We start from the raw sequence: 16,842 nt of genomic DNA, 5'->3' as shown, positions 1-16,842 counted from the left end.
CGCTCCCACTGGTACTCCGGCTTTGCCGGTTCCGGGTTCCGCTTTGAACTTCCCTGGCAAACCACGCCCCGCAATTCAGAACTGACTCTGGTGGTTCGCATGACGTCCCCCGATGGTCGCACTTTTAATACGACCTCCTCTTTGAAAATTGCACAGCTCGAAAACACTACTCCTGTGAGGCAAGCTGTCTCCCGTTCGCAATTGACGCCCGCAGAGCCGGCGCGAATTTCATTCGATGATAAGCCAGCCATCATTCAACAGCAGTCTGCAACGGTTTCTGCAGAAGTTGAGAATCCCTTCGAGGAAACTCGCGAAAGCCAGCCTGCCGCCCCGTCACCGTTTCAGGATGCAGCTGAGTCACCGTTTCGTGTGATCACCGACGAGTGATCCTGCGGCGAGTGGTCATCAAAAAAAGCCCTCACTCGAGTTTCGGGTGAGGGCTTTTGTGTTGATCAGATCCGATGCGGACAGTCTATTATCGCTGTCCCATTGAGTGTGCTTTTGCCAGAGCGTCTTCGGCTTCCTGAATGCGTCCACAGCGCTGGCAGATCACTGACAGCTGCAGATACGAGAAATGGTCGTCTGGTTCCAGTTCGGTCACTTTCGTGGCGTGTGCAATTGCCTCATCAAACTTGCCGAGCTTCTGGTAGTACACGGCAATCGCAGAATGCGCGAGTGTGTAGTTTTCATCCATCGCCAGAACTTCGTTCAGCTTCTCGACAGCTTTTTCAATATCCCCACCTTCGTAGATTTTGACTGCTTCATCATACACGCTTGCTGGAGTACTCATCGAAATTATCTCTCTCTTCTGATACCAAAATGTTCTGTTGACGTTTGCAGATCCCAGTCAGACAAGGCTGTCTTCCGGGCCAATATTCGATAATATCACTCACTGGATTATAGGCAGGCCGCATGGAATCCCAATTTGTGTTTTCGATATTTCGTCCTGTCTCAGATTCGCAGTTACAGGCTGCTGCGACCGTGCTGTCTATGATAATTCACGAATCGGTGGAATTGATAGGCACAGGGCCGCGGTTCCTGTAGAATTTAATAACTTGAATTCAAACCTATATCGACATGATTATTGAAAGCAGGACGTGGCGCGACTCAAGCAGACAGATCGTATAACAACACCCCTCCCAAAATCAGAAAAGATCGTGGTTGCCTTGCTCCTGCTGTCAGGCTGCCTGTTGAGGATTCTGTTTCTATCCGATTCCGGGATCGAGCATTTTGATGAAGGGGTCTATGCATCGAACTTGTGGTTTTATGCAGAGCAGGGAGGCGAGTACCCGGGACGCTTTTATTATGCACCGCCTCTCTTCCCGTTCCTGATCGAGTGGTCGATGATCTTTTTGGGCAGCGGACCCCTGGGAGTGTTTCTACCTTCACTGCTGTTTGGAATGCTTACGGTTCTGTTGATCTGGTGGGTAGCCCGTGAATGGTTTGGTCCAGCCGCGGGACTGGTGGCTCTGACGTTGGCCAGTCTGAGCGACCTGCATCTGCTTTACAGCCGGGTGGCACTCACCGATGTGGGACTTGGTTTCTGTCTTCTGCTGGCGGTCTACCTGGCCTGGAAAAGCTTCCTCTCTGCTAACTGGAAATGGCCCCTGCTGGCGGGCCTTGCAACAGGGGCAGGGTGGTCAATCAAATACAATGGCTGGCTTCCTCTGGTAGTGAGTCTGTCCGGTTTGATTCCTTGGCTTCTGTTACGTCGACGTCAGATTCAGCAGCCCACCGGAAAGTTGCTCCGCTGGCTGGTCATCGTTGTAGTCTCATTTCTGGTCTGGTCTCCGGTTCTGATCGGGCTGCAGAAGTCGGGCGGATATTCCGTCGTCGCCGCCAATCACAGCCGCTATGTTGTTGGGTTCTCAGGCTGGTTCGATTCCTTCTGGCGTCAATGGGAGAACCATCGACTGCTGGAAGGCACGGCCGGTTTCATCAGTCTGGGAGTGGTCTGCCTGGTACTTTGTCTGTTGTCGATACTACGCAGAATCGCAAGATCCCAACCTTTGAATTCTGACGCCCCCGGCAGTTCAAATCCGGGTTCCACGTGGAACCTGATTCTGTCTGGTCTGCTGGCTGCCTCGCCTGTATTGCTGGCTGCGTTTGCAGGGATCAGTCCCGTGCTCGGACTGCTGGCGAGTATCGGGATTGTGCTGCAGCTGTTTTTCCCTGCAGGGAGTTTTCGGATTCCGCTTTCCACAGATCAGATCCAGGTGCCGGAGACCGAATTGAATCGTGAACTGGCTGCCTGGTTGCTGGCGGCCTGGTTCTGTGGTCTGCTGCTGGCGACGCCGCTCTATTATCCCTATCCCCGGTTGACGATTCCCTGGACCATGGCGGCCTGGCTGGGCACTGCTGCCTGCGCTGGCTGGTGGGAACAGCGGGCAGGTGGATCGCTGTTTGAGATGTTGCATTCAACCTCCCGCGAAGATCAGACGCCGATCCGCACGACACCCGCAGTGGGTGTCGTGGTGGTAGTTGTGCTGCTGGTGGTTTCATTCAAACCATGGACTCTGGTTGCCTGGCAATCACGCGACGACCTGGAGGCGATAGCGCAAAACATTCTCGCTGACCTCCGCTCCGAATCAGATATCAGAAGCGAGGAAGCCATTCTCTATACCTACGCTGAGCCTGCTCTGTTTTATTATCTGAAAGCCCAGGGGCACCCCTTGACTGGTCCGGTGGCTGATCTGGAATTTCTGAATTCCATCACAGCACAGAATCCCGCCTACCTGATCGTCGGCCCCCATGCGGCAGCAGACCCGAACTTTCAGAAACAGTTCGCCCCGGTGAGAGACCGTTTTGAACTGGTTCATTCTTACGACTACTCCCCCAGTCTGCTGGTCAGATTAAATCAAGCTTCGCCAGGTGATGTATCGAAAACGGAACCGGTCCTGCTGTATCGCGCACGATAGTTCTGGCAAGTCGGGCGTTCCACGTGAAACACCCGTTTCAGATAAATCAATATTGCTTCTGGTGAGTTGCGTGTTGTGAGGCGTCCCAGAACTGATAGAGGCTCTGACTCCTTGCATCTGTGACGTGCCGAGTAATCCTGGCAAGTTAGGTGTTCCACGTGAAACGCCCATCAGAGATAAGTCGCTCATTCCAAAATCGAAAGCCCTCTTGCTTCATTTCAGGATTCGAAATAGAATCCCGCGCCTTGTGTTACTCTCCGTTATTTTCAGGCAGTTTAATTATAAGAGAAGAAGGTCATGGAAGATCAAAATCAAGATCAAAATCAGAATCCAGAAGATCCTCAAATGGATCCCACAGAAACTCCCGGTGTACCCCGTCGCAGATTAGGGCGCGGCTTGAACGCTTTGCTCGGTCGAGGCGGCGACTCCGATTCAGATCAGCAGGGGGACAATCCGTCATCGGAGGAACAGAGTGTCTTCGTTCCCGCCGAACAGGATCAGATCGACGTTGATCTGATTGAGCGCAATCCCTACCAGCCTCGGCAGGATTTTGCAGCCGATTCGCTCAAAGAACTCGAAGGCAGTATCCGTCAGCATGGCGTGCTGCAGCCGTTACTCGTCCGACCTTTTGAAGGGGCATACCAGCTGATTGCCGGCGAGCGTCGTCTGAAGGCAGCCCGCGAAGCCGGTTTGAAAACAGTTCCCTGCCGTGTGCTGCATCTGGAAGAGCGACAGGTCTGCGAAGTTGCGATCGAGGAGAACCTCAAACGCAAAGATCTGAATGTGCTGGAAAAGGCACAGGCCTTCAAGAACTATCTGTCTCAATTCGACAGTACGATCGAGCAACTGGCACAGCGCCTGAGCCTGGATCGTTCGACCGTCAATAATATGATCCGTCTGCTCGATCTGGCCGAACCTGTCAAGCAGGCGCTGCAGGCGGAAAAAATCTCCGCTGGCCACGCGCGAACGTTGCTCAGCCTGGATAACGAAAAGCAGGTGGCACTCTGCGAGCAGATCCAGTCAGAGTCGCTCTCGGTTCGCAAGACCGAAGCGGAGGTGCGAAAGATCCTCAAAGGCGATGTCGAGACGGTCCCTTTCGAGAATACGAAGCAGCCGGCAGCGGCTCCCCAGATGACCAATCATCTGGTTGACCTGCAGCAGCAGTTGCGGGAGATTCTGGGAGCCCAGGTGGAGATCAAACTCAAGACCGATCATTCGGGACAGATTCTGATTCCCTTTGATTCCAATGAGACCTTCGAGCGGATTACCGGCGTACTCAGGAAGTCTGCCTGACAGATCGGCCAGACAGTGAATCACAATGAGACACAGACCCGGAATGCAGTCAGTTGCTTTCCGGGTTTGCTTTTTGGTGCATGTTCAAATAGATCTGACGGAACTGCTGGTTGTTCGGCTGGAGTCGGACCAGGGCTGCCGCTGATTCCCAGGCCAGCTTCCACTTCTGCTGTTTCTCATAGAGCAGAGTCAGCATCAGGCGGAAATCTGCAGACTGCGGTTCCAGTTCACAGGCTTTCTTCAGTGCAGTGACTGCTTCGTCTTCCCGCCCGAGCAGGTAATAGAGCAGACCCAGCCGGTATTGCAGCATGGCATTTTCTGGCAGCAATTTCGCATCTCGCGCCAGCAATTCTGCTTCTTTGGTCCGTAACTGTTTGACTTCCTCATCTCTGCCCTGTTGCTCCAGTAGTTGCGCCAGGTTGGAACGTGGACCTGCGGCGGAAGGCGCGAGCTTGATGGCGGTCCGTAATTCCGCTTCCGCTTTCTTCAGGTCCCCCTGCTGTGCATAGAGCATCCCCAGGCTCATGTGGGATCCGGACTGATCGCTGTCTGCGAGTAAGCCGGCCTTATATTCATCCAGTGCCTTTGTCAGCGCTTTCTTGTTCTGGCTGGTATCCGGCATGATTGGCAGGCCAGCAAGGATGCGGGCGACTTCGGTACGCACGCCGCGCGAAGAGTCTGTCAATCCTTCCGCCAGCAGTTTGCCGATCCGGCTGGCTTCCTGTTCTGAGCTGGGAGCCCAACCTTCAAATCCCTGGAGCGCTGCCCGGCGGACCAGTTCTTCTTTCGACTTCAAAGCCCGTTCGACGACCTCACGGCTTTCGGGGGTGTTGTAGCGGGTCGCCAGTAAGGAGACTGCGGTGGCACGGACAATCGGGCCGACTTCTTTTTCCCGTGTCAGTTTGATGAGCGACTGTTCGGCGTCCCGTTTTCCTGCACGTCCGGCAGCCAGGATCTCGCCGTAATGGGGATCGTCCCGTCGCTTCGGGCCGTACCATTCCTCTACTTTTTGTGCTGCCCACTCGGAGTTCTCTTCCGGTTTGGTGTGACACTGATTACAGGCATTGGGAGTTCCCAGTTTCACCGTCAGGTCAGGGCGGGGGATCCGCAGGCTGTGGTCACGTCGCGGGTCAACCCCCATATAAGTTTTGGACGGCATGTGGCATTCGACGCAGGCGGCTCCTTTAGTGCCCATCTTATGAAAATGATGGCTGGGAACATCATACTTGGCTTCCAGGTGACACTGGGTACAAAGTTTGTTTCCTTCAAACTTGAGCTTCAGCGAATGAGGGTTATGGCAGTCGGTGCAGCGCACACCCTTGCGATACATCTTGCTCTGGGTGAAGGAACCGAAGACGTAGACCTCTTCATCGATTTGCCCATCGGGGTGATAGAGGTGATCATCCAGCAGCGAGAGGGCATAGTGATCATGGAAACGGTCGAGGGGAGTATGACCGGGCGAGACATGCCGACGATGCGAGTGACAGGGAGCACAACTCTCCAGTTGCGCGGTAGCGTCTTTCCCTTTCAGTTTTGCCAGACCATATCCATAACGACGATCCCAGAACAGGGAATGCGAGTTGGCCAGTTCCACGTGAATCGAACCTGGTCCATGGCAGGCTTCGCAGCTCACGCGCATCTCGGAAAATGAGAAGTTGTGAGCATCGCTGGCGACATCATAATTTTTCGCCCAGTTCGTGGTATGGCATTCCGCGCACATGTGATTCCAGTTCTGGGCCGATCCGGTCCAGTGCAGCGGGTCATCAGGGCCAAACGGTTCGTCGGGACTGACATAGTACCAGCGTTTCATTTCTGTGTCCCAGGTAACCGGGAGCACCTGGATTCTGCCCCGTGCGAGTTCTGCCAGGTACTGTTGAAGCGGCCGTACTCCGATCACGTACTTGACCTCAAATCGCGTCCGTTTGCCATCCGGACCCTGCGTGGTGACATAGTACTTGTCTCCTTCGCGAGTCATGCTGGACGTGATGCCGAAGTGCTCGAGTTCGGTATTATCGAAATCGCCGAGCACAAACTCGGGAGTCGCCGGGTTCATGGCCAGGTCATGATCCGAGCCCTTCCACTCAGCTGCTTCTTTCTGATGGCACTGAAAGCAGGTTTGACGACCGACATACGTGGCCTGTTCGCCTTCAGGCAAAGCCGACCACCAGTCGATTGCCAGGCCGATCGTAGTGAAACTCAAAAAGATAATGATGCCGTAGATCCATCGTTTCTTCATCGGGCTGGTGCTTTGTCAGTCTATCTCGGGAAGTCGGGTGGATACCCTTCCGGAGTGTCAGTTTCCGAAAGATGCGGTCATCTCTCCATTCAGTCAAGAGAACGTTTCTGTATGGATCAGTAATACACAATTTTGCCGGCAGGGGAAAGTGAGCCGGGTCGGGAACCGGGCTCAGTATTTGTTGACGCTTTCTTCCGGAATTAAATCTCCGGGAACAGGCGGCTGGTCATCATGAATTTTGAGTTCCGTATCAGGGCCGGTTTTCAGCATCGGCAGGAATCGTCTGGCGATGCGGGCCTGATAGGTTACCCGGGTATCGTCATGAGAATACTCACGAGACAGGATCAGAGAATGCTCTTCGAGTTGCGAGAGCAGCTTACCATTACCTACTGGCGTTTCCATTTCCACGATGACATAACCGGAAGCCAGCCGATCGATGACGGCCTGGGAAAGTCGATCGAGTCCTTCGCCGGAGACGGCACTCACGCTGATCGCGTTGTCATATTTCAGGCGTAGTACATCCAGCTTCGACCGGTCTTCTACTTTGTCTGTTTTGTTGAAAACCAGGATGGCATTCTTAAAGTCGATTCCGATGTCATTCAGAACCTTGTTGACGGTTTTGATATGATGCTCGACTTCAGGATTGCTGCTGTCAACAACGTGCAGTAACAGGTCTGCCTGTCGCGCTTCTTCCAGTGTGGATTTAAATGAAGCCACCAGGTGGTGCGGCAGATCGCGTACAAACCCGACGGTGTCGCTCAATAATATTTCACCCCAGTGCGGGAGTTCCCAGCGGCGTGTGCGAGTATCAAGTGTGGCGAACAACTGGTCGGCGATATAGACGTCCGCGCCGGTGAGTGCATTCATCAGTGTGCTTTTACCAGCGTTGGTATATCCCACCAGCGAAACGGTCAACTGCTGATACCGATTGGAGACGGTCCGTTCCCGGCGGCGTTCTACTTCTGAAAGCTTGCGTTTGAGTTCGGCAACGCGTTTGTCTAACAGACGACGGTCAGTTTCCAACTGCTTTTCCCCAGGCCCACGGCCCGCGCCAACACCCCCTTCAATACGTTCCAAGTGGGTCCACAAGCGCTTCAGGCGGGGACGGAAATAAAGCAACTGTGCCAACTCGACCTGCAGTTTGGCTTCATAGGTTTTAGCATGTGTCGCGAAAATATCCAGAATCAGTTCACTGCGGTCAACAATGACGGTGCCAGTTTCTTCTTCGATATTCCTACCCTGAGACGGAGAAAGATTGTTATCAAAAATGATGAGTTCCGCATCGACGTGCTTCACCATCTGTTTGAGTTCGTCCAGTTTCCCTTTTCCCAGGCAGGTGGCTGGATGGGGATTTTCCCGGTTCTGCACCAGACTGCCCACTACCTTCACACCCGCCGTTTCCACGAGACCTTTCAATTCGTCGAGTGCCTGATCTTTATCGATGTGATTGGAAGGGGAAACAACGGAAACCAGAATGGCTCGTTTAGCTTTGACTTGTAATTCTTCTCGTTTCGGATCCGCCAAGGAGCTGTCACCTTATCTAATATTAAAAAAGGAGTGTTATGTGTGGCCCAACAGAAGGCCTGCCTCCTACTCTCTATTTTAACAGGTTGTTCCTGAGAGAATAGGCTATTTATCTCCCACTGACACCATTTCCTGTCTGGAAGTTCAGAATTCCATTGACAACCGGAAACCGAGCATCTTAAACCATAAAATGATACCGATGTTTCATTTTCATTAAGACGAGGTCGAGTTCATCAGCGCGCGGCCAGGATTCCCGATACTTTTGAGTTGCAGGGTCTCACTTTGAAACACGATACCCACGAGAAAGACTATCTGTGGCCAGCAAATCAAAAGAGAAATTTCATTCCGAACGACGGTCTGGGAGTGACTCATCTGCATCCAAAACGATGTTTGCAGGGGAAACCGTAGCTGGAGAATCCGACGGGAATTTCATTGCGATGGCGATCGGTGAAACGAATTGAGCCGGTAGCCTACATGGCGGTGTCAGGATTGTGAACGTCAACACGAACGGGCGATCCGTATGCGGCCGCTCCAGGGAACTCACAACAGAAAAGTCTCTTCAATCTTTTGCCCCATCATCCCACATAGTTCGGCAACTGTAGCAGGCCGGTTCTGAAATGGTCGCGACTTGATGCGGTCTCCCGTTCAAGTCTCTGAGTTCACGAGTTCTTTTAACAAAGTCACTGATGTGTCGACTTCGTTACGGTTCACATCTTTCAAAGAAAATATCTACACCGAATTACCTGAGGGTTTAGTTGCCGATGTGAACTGATGGGTGCAGCCAGCATTGAGAAATTCTTCGCAGATGCGATCGATCTGATGTCGTTCGGAATCATCTTCCGGAAGGGGAGTAGTTCGCCTCCCTCATGATTCAACAGCAGGAAATCAGAACCAGGAATGTGTGTTAGAAGAATGATAATCGAAGAGGGAGTGCCCGGTTGTCTGGGCAGATAGATCTGCAGCGAAGATGGATTGTTAAAGTCGCAGTGAATGTGTGCGCGGTTCGAGCTGACTTAGTATGTTTATTCAGAGTGAATTCGTTCGGCTCTCGTTTCTGTCAGACATCTTCTAATGCATATTGGCAGGGCGTGGGAATTTTCTCTTCTCCGGTCTGATCCTGCTGAATGAGTGGTGGCGTCTTTTCAGTTGGTTCAAGATCATTCAGATCAAACCGAGAGGCTTCATTCCGGTGTACCAGTCACGCTTGGTCAGACCGCTCAGTTACGTTCTGAACGCATCATGAAATGTGAGCATCAGGCGGTTTCATTATAGTAGCTGCGAGAGCAATATTGATTCGCTTCACTGCTGTTTCACTTTTTCAGAGACAGCTGACTGAGAGGCTTTTGATAAGAAATTCGCGGTGCAAGTCACAAAGTAGTTTGCTGCCTGTTGAACCAGGTGTGTTACAGTTTTGGTGTTGAATTCACGATCCGTTCTGAGCTGAAATGGTTCTCGGTAAGTTTATTTTTCGTGAGATCAGAATCAGGAATCAATGCGGATTTGACCTGGGCGTTAAATCAAGGCAGGGTATTAGCATAAGAAAAACAGAAATGCACAAAAGAACACCCTGTGTTAGGGCGACGTTGTTTGGGACTTACGTCTGCTGGAGTAGTCTGTCATTAAATAGAAGAAGCGATCGAAAAAAACGATCGCTTCTTACTCGTTATGGCTTGTTGTTTCCTGCTGCTAACAGAAATTTTACGATTTCTTTTTAGCGGCTTTTTTCTTTGGAGCAGCTTTCTTTTTAACTGCTTTTTTCTTTGCAGCTGCCTTTTTCTTTGGGGCGGCTTTCTTAGCAGCTTTTTTAGGAGCAGCCTTTTTCTTTGGAGCAGCTTTCTTCTTCACTGCTTTCTTCTTTGGGGCTGCTTTCTTCTTGGGAGCAGCTTTCTTTGGTGCTGCCTTTTTAGGTGCTGCTTTCTTTGCCTTTTTCTTTGCCACCGCAAATCCTCCTTTGAGAGTTAAACGAGGGCTGCCTTGCCGCTGGCTCCGGGCTATAAGTCGGCAAAGGTCTGCCACAACGAATAAGAATTTGAAGTCTGTCAACCTTGACAAACTCCGATGTTTGTCCCTGTTGAGAATGAGTGTTTTTTCAACCAAAATGAATTTTTAATTGACACTCATTACGCACTAAGGACTTACATCTATTTAATGGCCATCATCGTAAATATTTCGAAAAATTCTGCAAGCCAATTCTCATATGAAAAGCACGTTTTCTGTTCGTTGTAAAGCCACTCGTCAAACGTGTTTAAATTAGAAAATGTAAATAGATGCTGTTTTGATAACAGTGTTTTGTTTGCAAGGTACAAAAGAAGAGATCGATTTCACCCTACAAAAATAGGATAAAATCGATCTTTCTGTTTTTACGTTAGCGTAGTTCTCTGTAATTGATGCTCTCAGAAAACAGGCGACCTGCAATTCAAAACCAGAGTAAAAAGTGGGTAGAATTATTTTGATGTTTTCAAAAATATTTTTGCTTGATCGCTTGTTTTGAGTCGTTCAGACGCTTTCCCAGACCTCTTTCAGATAACGAAAACTTTCGCGCGCGATAAATTCACTGCCCGGTTCATAGTCAAAAACTTCCACCGAGATCCATCCGTCGTACCGACTTTCTTTGAGCGCTTTCAAGATCGGATGGTAGTCGGTCTCACCCATACCAGGTCCCAGGAGGTTGGAATCATTTACATGGAAGTGACCGGTTCGTCTGTCGTATTTATGAATGAGTTCCGGGATCGATTCTGTTTCCGCGCCGAGCATCGCTTTGACATCCTGGTGCAATACAAAATTGTCGGCTCCCACCATGTCGATCAGTTCCAGCGCCTCGGCGCAGGTATTTACAAAATCGGTTTCTTTGGTGGTTAACGGTTCCATGCAGATTCGCACGCCACGTTCACCAATGGCAGGCAGACAGTTCCGGAAAACTTCTGCAGCATTTGCATAAGCCTGGTCGCGCGACATACCTTCTTCAATGTTCCGCTGGAAAGGTGAGCCGAAGACCATTAAATCGCCTCCCAGATCGGCACACAGTTCACCCAGTTCAACCAGGTATTCCGCAGTTTTTTTCCGGACAGCGGCATCGGAAGTGGTCAGATGCAAGCCTTCTGTTTTTGCCAGAAGCCAGTGCAGGCCAAAGATTTGCAGCCCGCGGTCTTCTGCCGTTTTTCTCAGGCTTGCCCGCTGTTCTGCAGAAATATCAGAGGGACGCTCGGCGAACGCAAACGGTGCCAGTTCGATCCCCTTATAACCGATCTCAGCGATAAGATCACATTGTTTTTCCCAGTCCCAGTCAACAAACAATTCCTGACAAATGCCAAACTTCATTTAAATGTCTCACTTTACTATTGAACACAGATTAGAGGTTCCTTGAGACATTTGAGGATAACAGGCAGGCATTCGTTGATCGAGTCTGAGCCGCAAATCTTCCGGCAGCTTTTGGAGATTCCCAGTGAACTACTTACATCATTCCTATCGGCACAACAGTCACGACCGTTGAAGGAGAACCCGGGTATCAAGCTGCCTGGCGTCTGTCGTGTATCGATTGTAGTGGTCGAATGGTTTGTGGTGACTCTGGAGAACGGGTTGAGTGGTAAGCTGTGGAGAAATGGGGGTATCGGTCAAGCAGTGCCAAGTTTGATGACGAAGTAGATTCTAACTGTTTCCAGTTTTCAATTTTGTATGCTGAATAACTCATGTAGAGGAATAGACCGATGAAGAATGCAACCTGGATTCCCCTTCTGGCGGCCGCGATGATTATGGCCTGCTTTGGGGAACAAGCCCAGGCAGGTTACCTGGGAGCAGGTAGATACAAGTGTTGTCCCACAGAGGCATGTACTTCTTGTGGCGATTACTGTGCTGCCAAAGAGTGCTCTAGTACCTGCTATAAAACCGTAGTTGAAACCGTATGGGAAAAGCAGAACTACACCTGCCAGAAGACAGTTTACGATACTGTCTGTGAAAAAGTCCCCGTACAATATACAAAGAATGTGTACAAGACCTGCTACCGTGATGAATGTTACACGGTCTGCAAACCCGTGTATCAGACCTGTTACCGAGAGGTCTGCTACAATGTATGCCGTCCTGTTTACAAAACCTGCTATAAAACTGTCACCTGCAAACGTCGTCGCCCGGTGTATAACACCTGCTACAAAGATGTCTGCTACTCAGTCTGCAAGCCGGTTTATAACACCTGCTACCGGGATGTCTGCTACAACGTTCGCCGTCCGATCTGTGAAACACACTACCGTGATGTGTGCTGCACGATCTACAAAACAAATTACAAAACCTGTTACCGGGATGTCTGTCGTACTGTCTGCAAACCCGTTCATACCTGGCATGATGTAGAAGTCTGCTGTGGTGAATGGAAAACAGTCACCGAGCATTGCCCGGGACCAGTTGTTGATAAATGTGTCTGTGAACCAGGAACCTGGGAATACGATTGCAGCTCCTGCTGCCCGATTTACAAGCCCGGTTGCTGCAAAACAGTCAAAGTACAGTGCCCCGGCACAACAATCTGCAGACGAGTCTGGTGCCCCAAGACGGTCACCCGCAAAGTCTGCTGCACAACTTACGAACGCGAAGTAAAGCATGACCGGGTTCCTTACACAGTATGTGAGCGAGTTCCCTGCACGATTACCAAGAAGGTACCGTACACCTGCGTTCGTTATGAGTGCGAAACACGAACCAAGAAGGTTCCTTATACCACCTGCACCATGGTGCGTGAATGCCGAACCCGCAAGGTTCCTTACACGACCTGCTGCTGGAAAGAAGAATGTGTAACCAAACAGGTTCCTTACACCACTTGCACCATGGTTTCAGAATGCCGGACCCGCAAGGTTCCCTACACCACCTGCAGCTATGAGCAACAAACCTGTACCCGCAAAGTTCCTTACACTACCTGTGAGCAGGTCTGCTGCACACGGTATGTTACCCGAACCAAGTGTGTACCACGAACTGTTTGCGTGACCAAAACACGATGTGTGCCGAGACAAGTCTGCCGCAAGGTACCCGTGCCCACCTGCTGCCCCGAGCCGCAGACCTGCACGGCACCTGCTCCGAAGACTTGTGTCAGCAACTAGTCAACGAGACGCCAGAAGAGTTTTCAGTAATTGAAAATTGAAACTGCGAGAGGGCGGTTGATCACAGATCAGCCGCCCTTTTTTTGTTATGGCTGGTTCTGTGGTCATAAGGTGTGACAGTGTTAGGGGTTGTGGCTTTGCTCTGTTTCGGCCTTTGGTTCATTTTCCGGATTGTTAAAGGAACTGTTAATATTCCGCGCCTCAAACGCCTGATAAATGGCTTCCGCTGCTTTCTCTGCATTCCTGCCAACGTAGAACCGGAGTGTCGTTTCCATGCTTTCATGTCTCATGAGTTGCATTAGCTGCTGTGGCATGATCAGTTGCGCCCAGCGCTCCCCAAAAGACCGCCTGAGATCATGGGCAGACGCGAATTTATCGTCACTGACTTTGACGTTCGCTTTCTTCCCGATTTTGGCAACCTTCTTTGATATCGTCATTGCAATCGGTTTGTTTCGATCACCGAACCCAGACAGTGGATTGAACACCGGGCCGAATCTTTCTTCTTTCGGTACTTGCTGCAGGAACTCGGCAAACTCGGGAACGATTGGAAGCAATCTATCTTTGTTTCCCTTTTCGGCTTCTGCCCTGATTCGCAGCATCGGATACTTACCAGAGAAATCAAGAGATAGTTTGTCCTCACGATCCCAGTACAGTTCCAGTGATTCAGCCAGACGCAACCCAGAGAACCACAAACCACGCAAGTAGAATTTCCATGATTCGACCACCCTGGCTTTGTCCTCTTTGCTGCTGCCGGTCATCTTTATGACTTTGGGAACTGCATCAAGCATTCGCTCAAACTCTTCCAGAGTGATAGGACGTCCTTTCATGGCCTTTTCAGATCGCACCCGTTTCAGTTTCGGGAACTCTGGCACAACGTTGACCAAACTAACCGACTTTGCCCAGTTCAGAGCCGAATGGAGATGTGCCAAGTAGTCTTTAATTGAGACTTCTTTCAATCCACGTTCGCGGAGTTTCTTCACCAGCTTACTGAGTGAATTCCCGTTGAGCTGTTTAAGCGACTGGGGATTGATGTATTTCTCTACGTGGTTGAACGTAATGGAAATCATTTTGGCTGTGCTCTTTGCCATGCCCGGTACGACTTCCGTTTCGTAGCGTTCCCGGAATGCGGGCCATTCAGTTTTAACGATCTTGTAGTATGTTCCCTCGTTTAGTTCCTTTTCAGTGGCTCGCTGGACTCGTTCGGCATCGCGCTTGAGATTGGTCTTTGTGCTTTCGCGCTTCTCCCGGCCAGATTCAGGATCAGTCCATCGCATCTGCCAATACTTGCTGTCTTTTCGCTTCAATAGATAGACGTTAATCACTGCCGTTTCCCCTTAAATGGTCTGTTTCATGAATGGTATTCGTCGTCCTGTCGTTTCATCGCGTTACAGGGCATCCTGTGCGATTCTGAGAGGTCTCAATGAAATGACTTGTCTAACTCAATTCCTTTAGCTTTGATGGTCTCTGTGGGTATGCTTCCGATTAGTTTTCTATCTTCGACAGGTATTCGTGAATTGACCGACGACAGAACGCCGCTTTTGCGTTGCTTTTGCCTGTGTGCTGACCTTGCCGGATCAGACCTGACCGCGCCATGTTGCGTACTGTGTCCCTGCTGGAGACTCCCAGAAGCTTGAAAGCACCGTTGTAATCAACCACACCTTCACACCCGAAAACATATCCATGTTTTTTGTCCGCTCCTGTCAGTTCTTCTTTCTGATGATTCATTTTTTCGGTTTCCTTCTGGCAGTCTTTGATGATGTCCGCTGTTTCTTTAAATACTTCTCCAGCTCTGACCATTCGATGCGTGGTCGAGCTCCGATGTAAACAACCTTAAGCTGACCATCCTTTACTAAGTGGTAGAGGGTTGTCTGACCAATCTTCAGAAACTCAGCAACTTCAGCATATGTAGCCAGTCCGGGCTGGTCAGCAATGGTTGAGTCTAATTCACTGGTCTCAGCCTTTTGTTTTGCGTACTTGTTAAAGACCGGTTTCATCATATTCCAGAGGTCAATAGCCTTTATCCACTGATCACCCACCAGCCAGCGGAATTCAAGACCATCGCGTTTCAACAGTTTCATTACCTCTTTGTCTGCTCCTGTGATTCTCATTATTTCACTGGATGGATAGATGCAATTAAGATCAAGCTTTCGCAGTCCGCTTGTATCAAGTTTAGTTTCACTCATTCGGCCCTCCATCACTTGATTGTTTTTCATTCAGTGGATGATTTTGCAGATACCGGATTAGCATTTCTTCTGTGTACCTGATGCGATTGCCAACAATGCGGAATGGAGTAATACGCCCGCGTAGACGTTCCTCTGCCAGTGTTCTAGGTTTGATTCGCAGGTAAGCCGCTGCTTCCGCTTCAGTGAAAACAGACTCCGAGCCAGTCAGCATAGGAGTCTCTTTACCGGACATGGAATTAACGGATTGCATTGCGTTCCATACGTCGTCAGATTTCACGTAGTCTTTGCCGCCGATTCTACGAACTTCGATCAATCCTTTCCGCTTCAGAGCTGTCATCAGGTCTCGCCCTATTCCCAGTAGATCCTGAGCATCAGTCTTTCGGTAAATCGCTCCCATCATAAGAGGCATAATCGGCTTGATTGGTTTCGGTCGTCTCATTGCTTTAACCCAGTCATTCTTGAGTTTGTTCAACGAATTTAAGTAGAGATTGGCGACAAACGACAACACGTTTGTGCTGGTCTGCTTTCGCGCCCTTGTATGGACGTTTCCCTTTCCGGAGAAACCCATCTCGGCACAACTGGCGAACCGTGTTCTCATGAATGTCAAGAAATTCAGCGACATGCTTGAGGGTCACTAGTCCCTCACAACCAAAACGATATCCATATTCTGCATCTGTCCCAGTCAACTGTTCTTCCGAATTTCTCATTTCTCCTACTCCCATTTGATGAATGTTCAAGCAGTCGGACTATCCGATACTTTCCATTCTGCATAACGGGAAACGATTTATCATGCTGTTTTTCTGCAATTGATAAGAAACCCCCAGCCCAGCACCGGCCAGACTGGGGAGAATTCACACTTACTTCATCTCGCTCAGGTAACGTTCAAGCCGTTTTTTCTGCTGGTCAACGTCTACCTGATGGATCTCGAGTCCATGCCGTTTCAACAGCGCGTCTGCCGTTTCCGGTTTTGGATCATCCTTAATTGTGCTGGCTGGATCGCTCACGGACACCAGCTCGCCGGTAAACGTGAACCGCTTCACAGGCTTATCTGTTGTCAGGACACCCGACACCGTTACAGTATGGCCGTTCTGTTCTGCAGGCACCGTCTGAGGTACTGCCTGTGGCTCTGGTTTTGCTTCTGGCTGGTCTTCTCTGGTCTCGGGACGAAATACCCGCAAGGCAGAATAGGCGCGTTTACGCCATTTCTTATTTGTTACCCGGTCGAGCTGATAGTTGAGTGTCTTGAGGTACTCAGTACGCTCTTTGCGTCCTTCAATCACGTTGAATGGTTTGGGCATGTCGTATTCGTCTGCAGGCTTCCAGCCAGTAGGAATTCTGACTTGCACGATACCGAAACCACCGACCGCTTCTACAACGGCATACCATGTTTGCACGGTTCCATCTTGCGACCTGCTAAGGAGCCTTTGATTTCCGTCAATGGCTGCTATTTTGGCAATCTCTTTGTTTCTGAGCTTCTGGCAAATCGACGGTAATGCCTTCCAGCTGAACGAAGAATCGAAATTACTGGGAACGTCTACTAGATAGATCGGGCCGAATTCCCTTTTACGCTCCTGACTGCTTACCGGATCGGCTTCAACTGTTTCAGGCTGCTTTGG

At 50.4% G+C, this 16,842-nt stretch carries 13 protein-coding genes and 1 pseudogene; 4 read left to right on the top strand and 10 right to left on the bottom strand.

Translation table 11 applies throughout. From position 1 onward, the window contains the following. Window positions 1-387, top strand: a 387-nt coding sequence (locus tag AACZ40_RS21355) for a hypothetical protein (RefSeq protein WP_339675774.1), incomplete at its 5' end; no start/stop codon positions are given. 88 nt (window positions 388-475) lie between these two features. On the opposite strand, the gene AACZ40_RS21350 is transcribed toward AACZ40_RS21355, so the two are convergent. Next, the gene (locus tag AACZ40_RS21350) at window positions 476-790 is read right to left on the bottom strand and encodes a tetratricopeptide repeat protein (RefSeq protein WP_291176688.1); all 315 of its coding nucleotides are present in this window, start codon (window positions 788-790) and stop codon (window positions 476-478) included. A gap of 367 nt (window positions 791-1,157) precedes the next feature. Between AACZ40_RS21350 and AACZ40_RS21345 the strand changes: the two genes are divergently transcribed. Together AACZ40_RS21345 and AACZ40_RS21340 are read left to right on the top strand one after the other, a co-directional pair. Beyond that, the gene (locus tag AACZ40_RS21345; protein WP_291176685.1) at window positions 1,158-2,918 is read left to right on the top strand and encodes a glycosyltransferase family 39 protein; all 1,761 of its coding nucleotides are present in this window, start codon (window positions 1,158-1,160) and stop codon (window positions 2,916-2,918) included. A gap of 345 nt (window positions 2,919-3,263) precedes the next feature. Beyond that, window positions 3,264-4,211: a ParB/RepB/Spo0J family partition protein gene (locus AACZ40_RS21340; protein ID WP_291176682.1), complete on the top strand. Its 948-nt coding sequence runs from the start codon at window positions 3,264-3,266 to the stop codon at window positions 4,209-4,211. 49 nt (window positions 4,212-4,260) lie between these two features. Here the strand turns inward: AACZ40_RS21340 and AACZ40_RS21335 are convergent, their stop codons facing one another. From AACZ40_RS21335 to AACZ40_RS21320, 4 genes are all read right to left on the bottom strand, one after another. Beyond that, on the bottom strand, window positions 4,261-6,447 hold the full coding sequence (locus AACZ40_RS21335; protein WP_291176679.1) for a tetratricopeptide repeat protein: 2,187 nt from the start codon (window positions 6,445-6,447) through the stop codon (window positions 4,261-4,263). A gap of 171 nt (window positions 6,448-6,618) precedes the next feature. Then, window positions 6,619-7,971 (bottom strand): GTPase HflX, encoded by a 1,353-nt coding sequence (gene hflX / locus AACZ40_RS21330; protein WP_291176676.1) that lies wholly within the window; start codon window positions 7,969-7,971, stop codon window positions 6,619-6,621. Between the two features lie 1,698 nt (window positions 7,972-9,669). Continuing rightward, window positions 9,670-9,909 carry a hypothetical protein gene (locus AACZ40_RS21325; RefSeq protein ID WP_291176673.1) on the bottom strand — a complete coding sequence of 80 codons (240 nt, stop codon included), beginning with the start codon at window positions 9,907-9,909 and terminating at the stop codon, window positions 9,670-9,672. A 558-nt stretch (window positions 9,910-10,467) separates the two neighbouring features. Beyond that, complete coding sequence (locus AACZ40_RS21320) at window positions 10,468-11,289, bottom strand: sugar phosphate isomerase/epimerase family protein (protein ID WP_291176671.1); 822 nt, start codon at window positions 11,287-11,289, stop codon at window positions 10,468-10,470. 386 nt (window positions 11,290-11,675) lie between these two features. Here AACZ40_RS21320 and AACZ40_RS21315 point away from each other — a divergent pair, with 386 nt between their 5' ends. Beyond that, on the top strand, window positions 11,676-13,043 hold the full coding sequence (locus tag AACZ40_RS21315) for a hypothetical protein (protein ID WP_291176668.1): 1,368 nt from the start codon (window positions 11,676-11,678) through the stop codon (window positions 13,041-13,043). Window positions 13,044-13,165: 122 nt separating this feature from the next. On the opposite strand, the gene AACZ40_RS21310 is transcribed toward AACZ40_RS21315, so the two are convergent. The 5 genes and pseudogenes from AACZ40_RS21310 to AACZ40_RS21290 form a co-directional block, all read right to left on the bottom strand. Beyond that, a complete protein-coding gene (locus tag AACZ40_RS21310; RefSeq protein ID WP_291176665.1) occupies window positions 13,166-14,365 on the bottom strand; it encodes a site-specific integrase in 1,200 nt (399 codons plus the stop codon). 160 nt (window positions 14,366-14,525) lie between these two features. Next, entirely contained in the window at window positions 14,526-14,768 is a 243-nt protein-coding gene (locus AACZ40_RS21305; protein WP_291176663.1) for a hypothetical protein, read from the bottom strand. Beyond that, window positions 14,765-15,226, bottom strand: a complete 462-nt coding sequence (locus tag AACZ40_RS21300; protein ID WP_291176660.1) for a helix-turn-helix domain-containing protein — start codon at window positions 15,224-15,226, stop codon at window positions 14,765-14,767. The genes AACZ40_RS21305 and AACZ40_RS21300 overlap by 4 nt, the downstream gene beginning before the upstream one ends. Beyond that, window positions 15,219-15,734 (bottom strand): helix-turn-helix domain-containing protein, encoded by a 516-nt coding sequence (locus AACZ40_RS21295; protein WP_339675767.1) that lies wholly within the window; start codon window positions 15,732-15,734, stop codon window positions 15,219-15,221. Before AACZ40_RS21295 ends, AACZ40_RS21300 begins: the two co-directional genes overlap by 8 nt. 349 nt (window positions 15,735-16,083) lie before the next feature. Further along, window positions 16,084-16,842 (bottom strand): annotated as a pseudogene (locus tag AACZ40_RS21290) (hypothetical protein); the annotation flags it as partial.

It is taken from the genome of uncultured Gimesia sp., from assembly GCF_963972345.1.
Taxonomy (GTDB): Bacteria; Planctomycetota; Planctomycetia; order Planctomycetales; family Planctomycetaceae; genus Gimesia.
This window is presented reverse-complemented; position numbering and strand designations above follow the sequence as displayed.

Excerpts from the sequence above, each read along its gene's own strand:
- AACZ40_RS21315 (WP_291176668.1), top strand. The coding sequence starts at position 11,676 with ATGAAGAATGCAACCTGGATTCCCCTTCTGGCGGCCGCGATGATTATG.
- AACZ40_RS21300 (WP_291176660.1), bottom strand. The coding sequence starts at position 15,226 with ATGAGTGAAACTAAACTTGATACAAGCGGACTGCGAAAGCTTGATCTT.
- AACZ40_RS21335 (WP_291176679.1), bottom strand. The coding sequence starts at position 6,447 with ATGAAGAAACGATGGATCTACGGCATCATTATCTTTTTGAGTTTCACT.
- AACZ40_RS21305 (WP_291176663.1), bottom strand. The coding sequence starts at position 14,768 with ATGAATCATCAGAAAGAAGAACTGACAGGAGCGGACAAAAAACATGGA.
- AACZ40_RS21340 (WP_291176682.1), top strand. The coding sequence starts at position 3,264 with ATGGATCCCACAGAAACTCCCGGTGTACCCCGTCGCAGATTAGGGCGC.
- AACZ40_RS21350 (WP_291176688.1), bottom strand. The coding sequence starts at position 790 with ATGAGTACTCCAGCAAGCGTGTATGATGAAGCAGTCAAAATCTACGAA.
- AACZ40_RS21320 (WP_291176671.1), bottom strand. The coding sequence starts at position 11,289 with ATGAAGTTTGGCATTTGTCAGGAATTGTTTGTTGACTGGGACTGGGAA.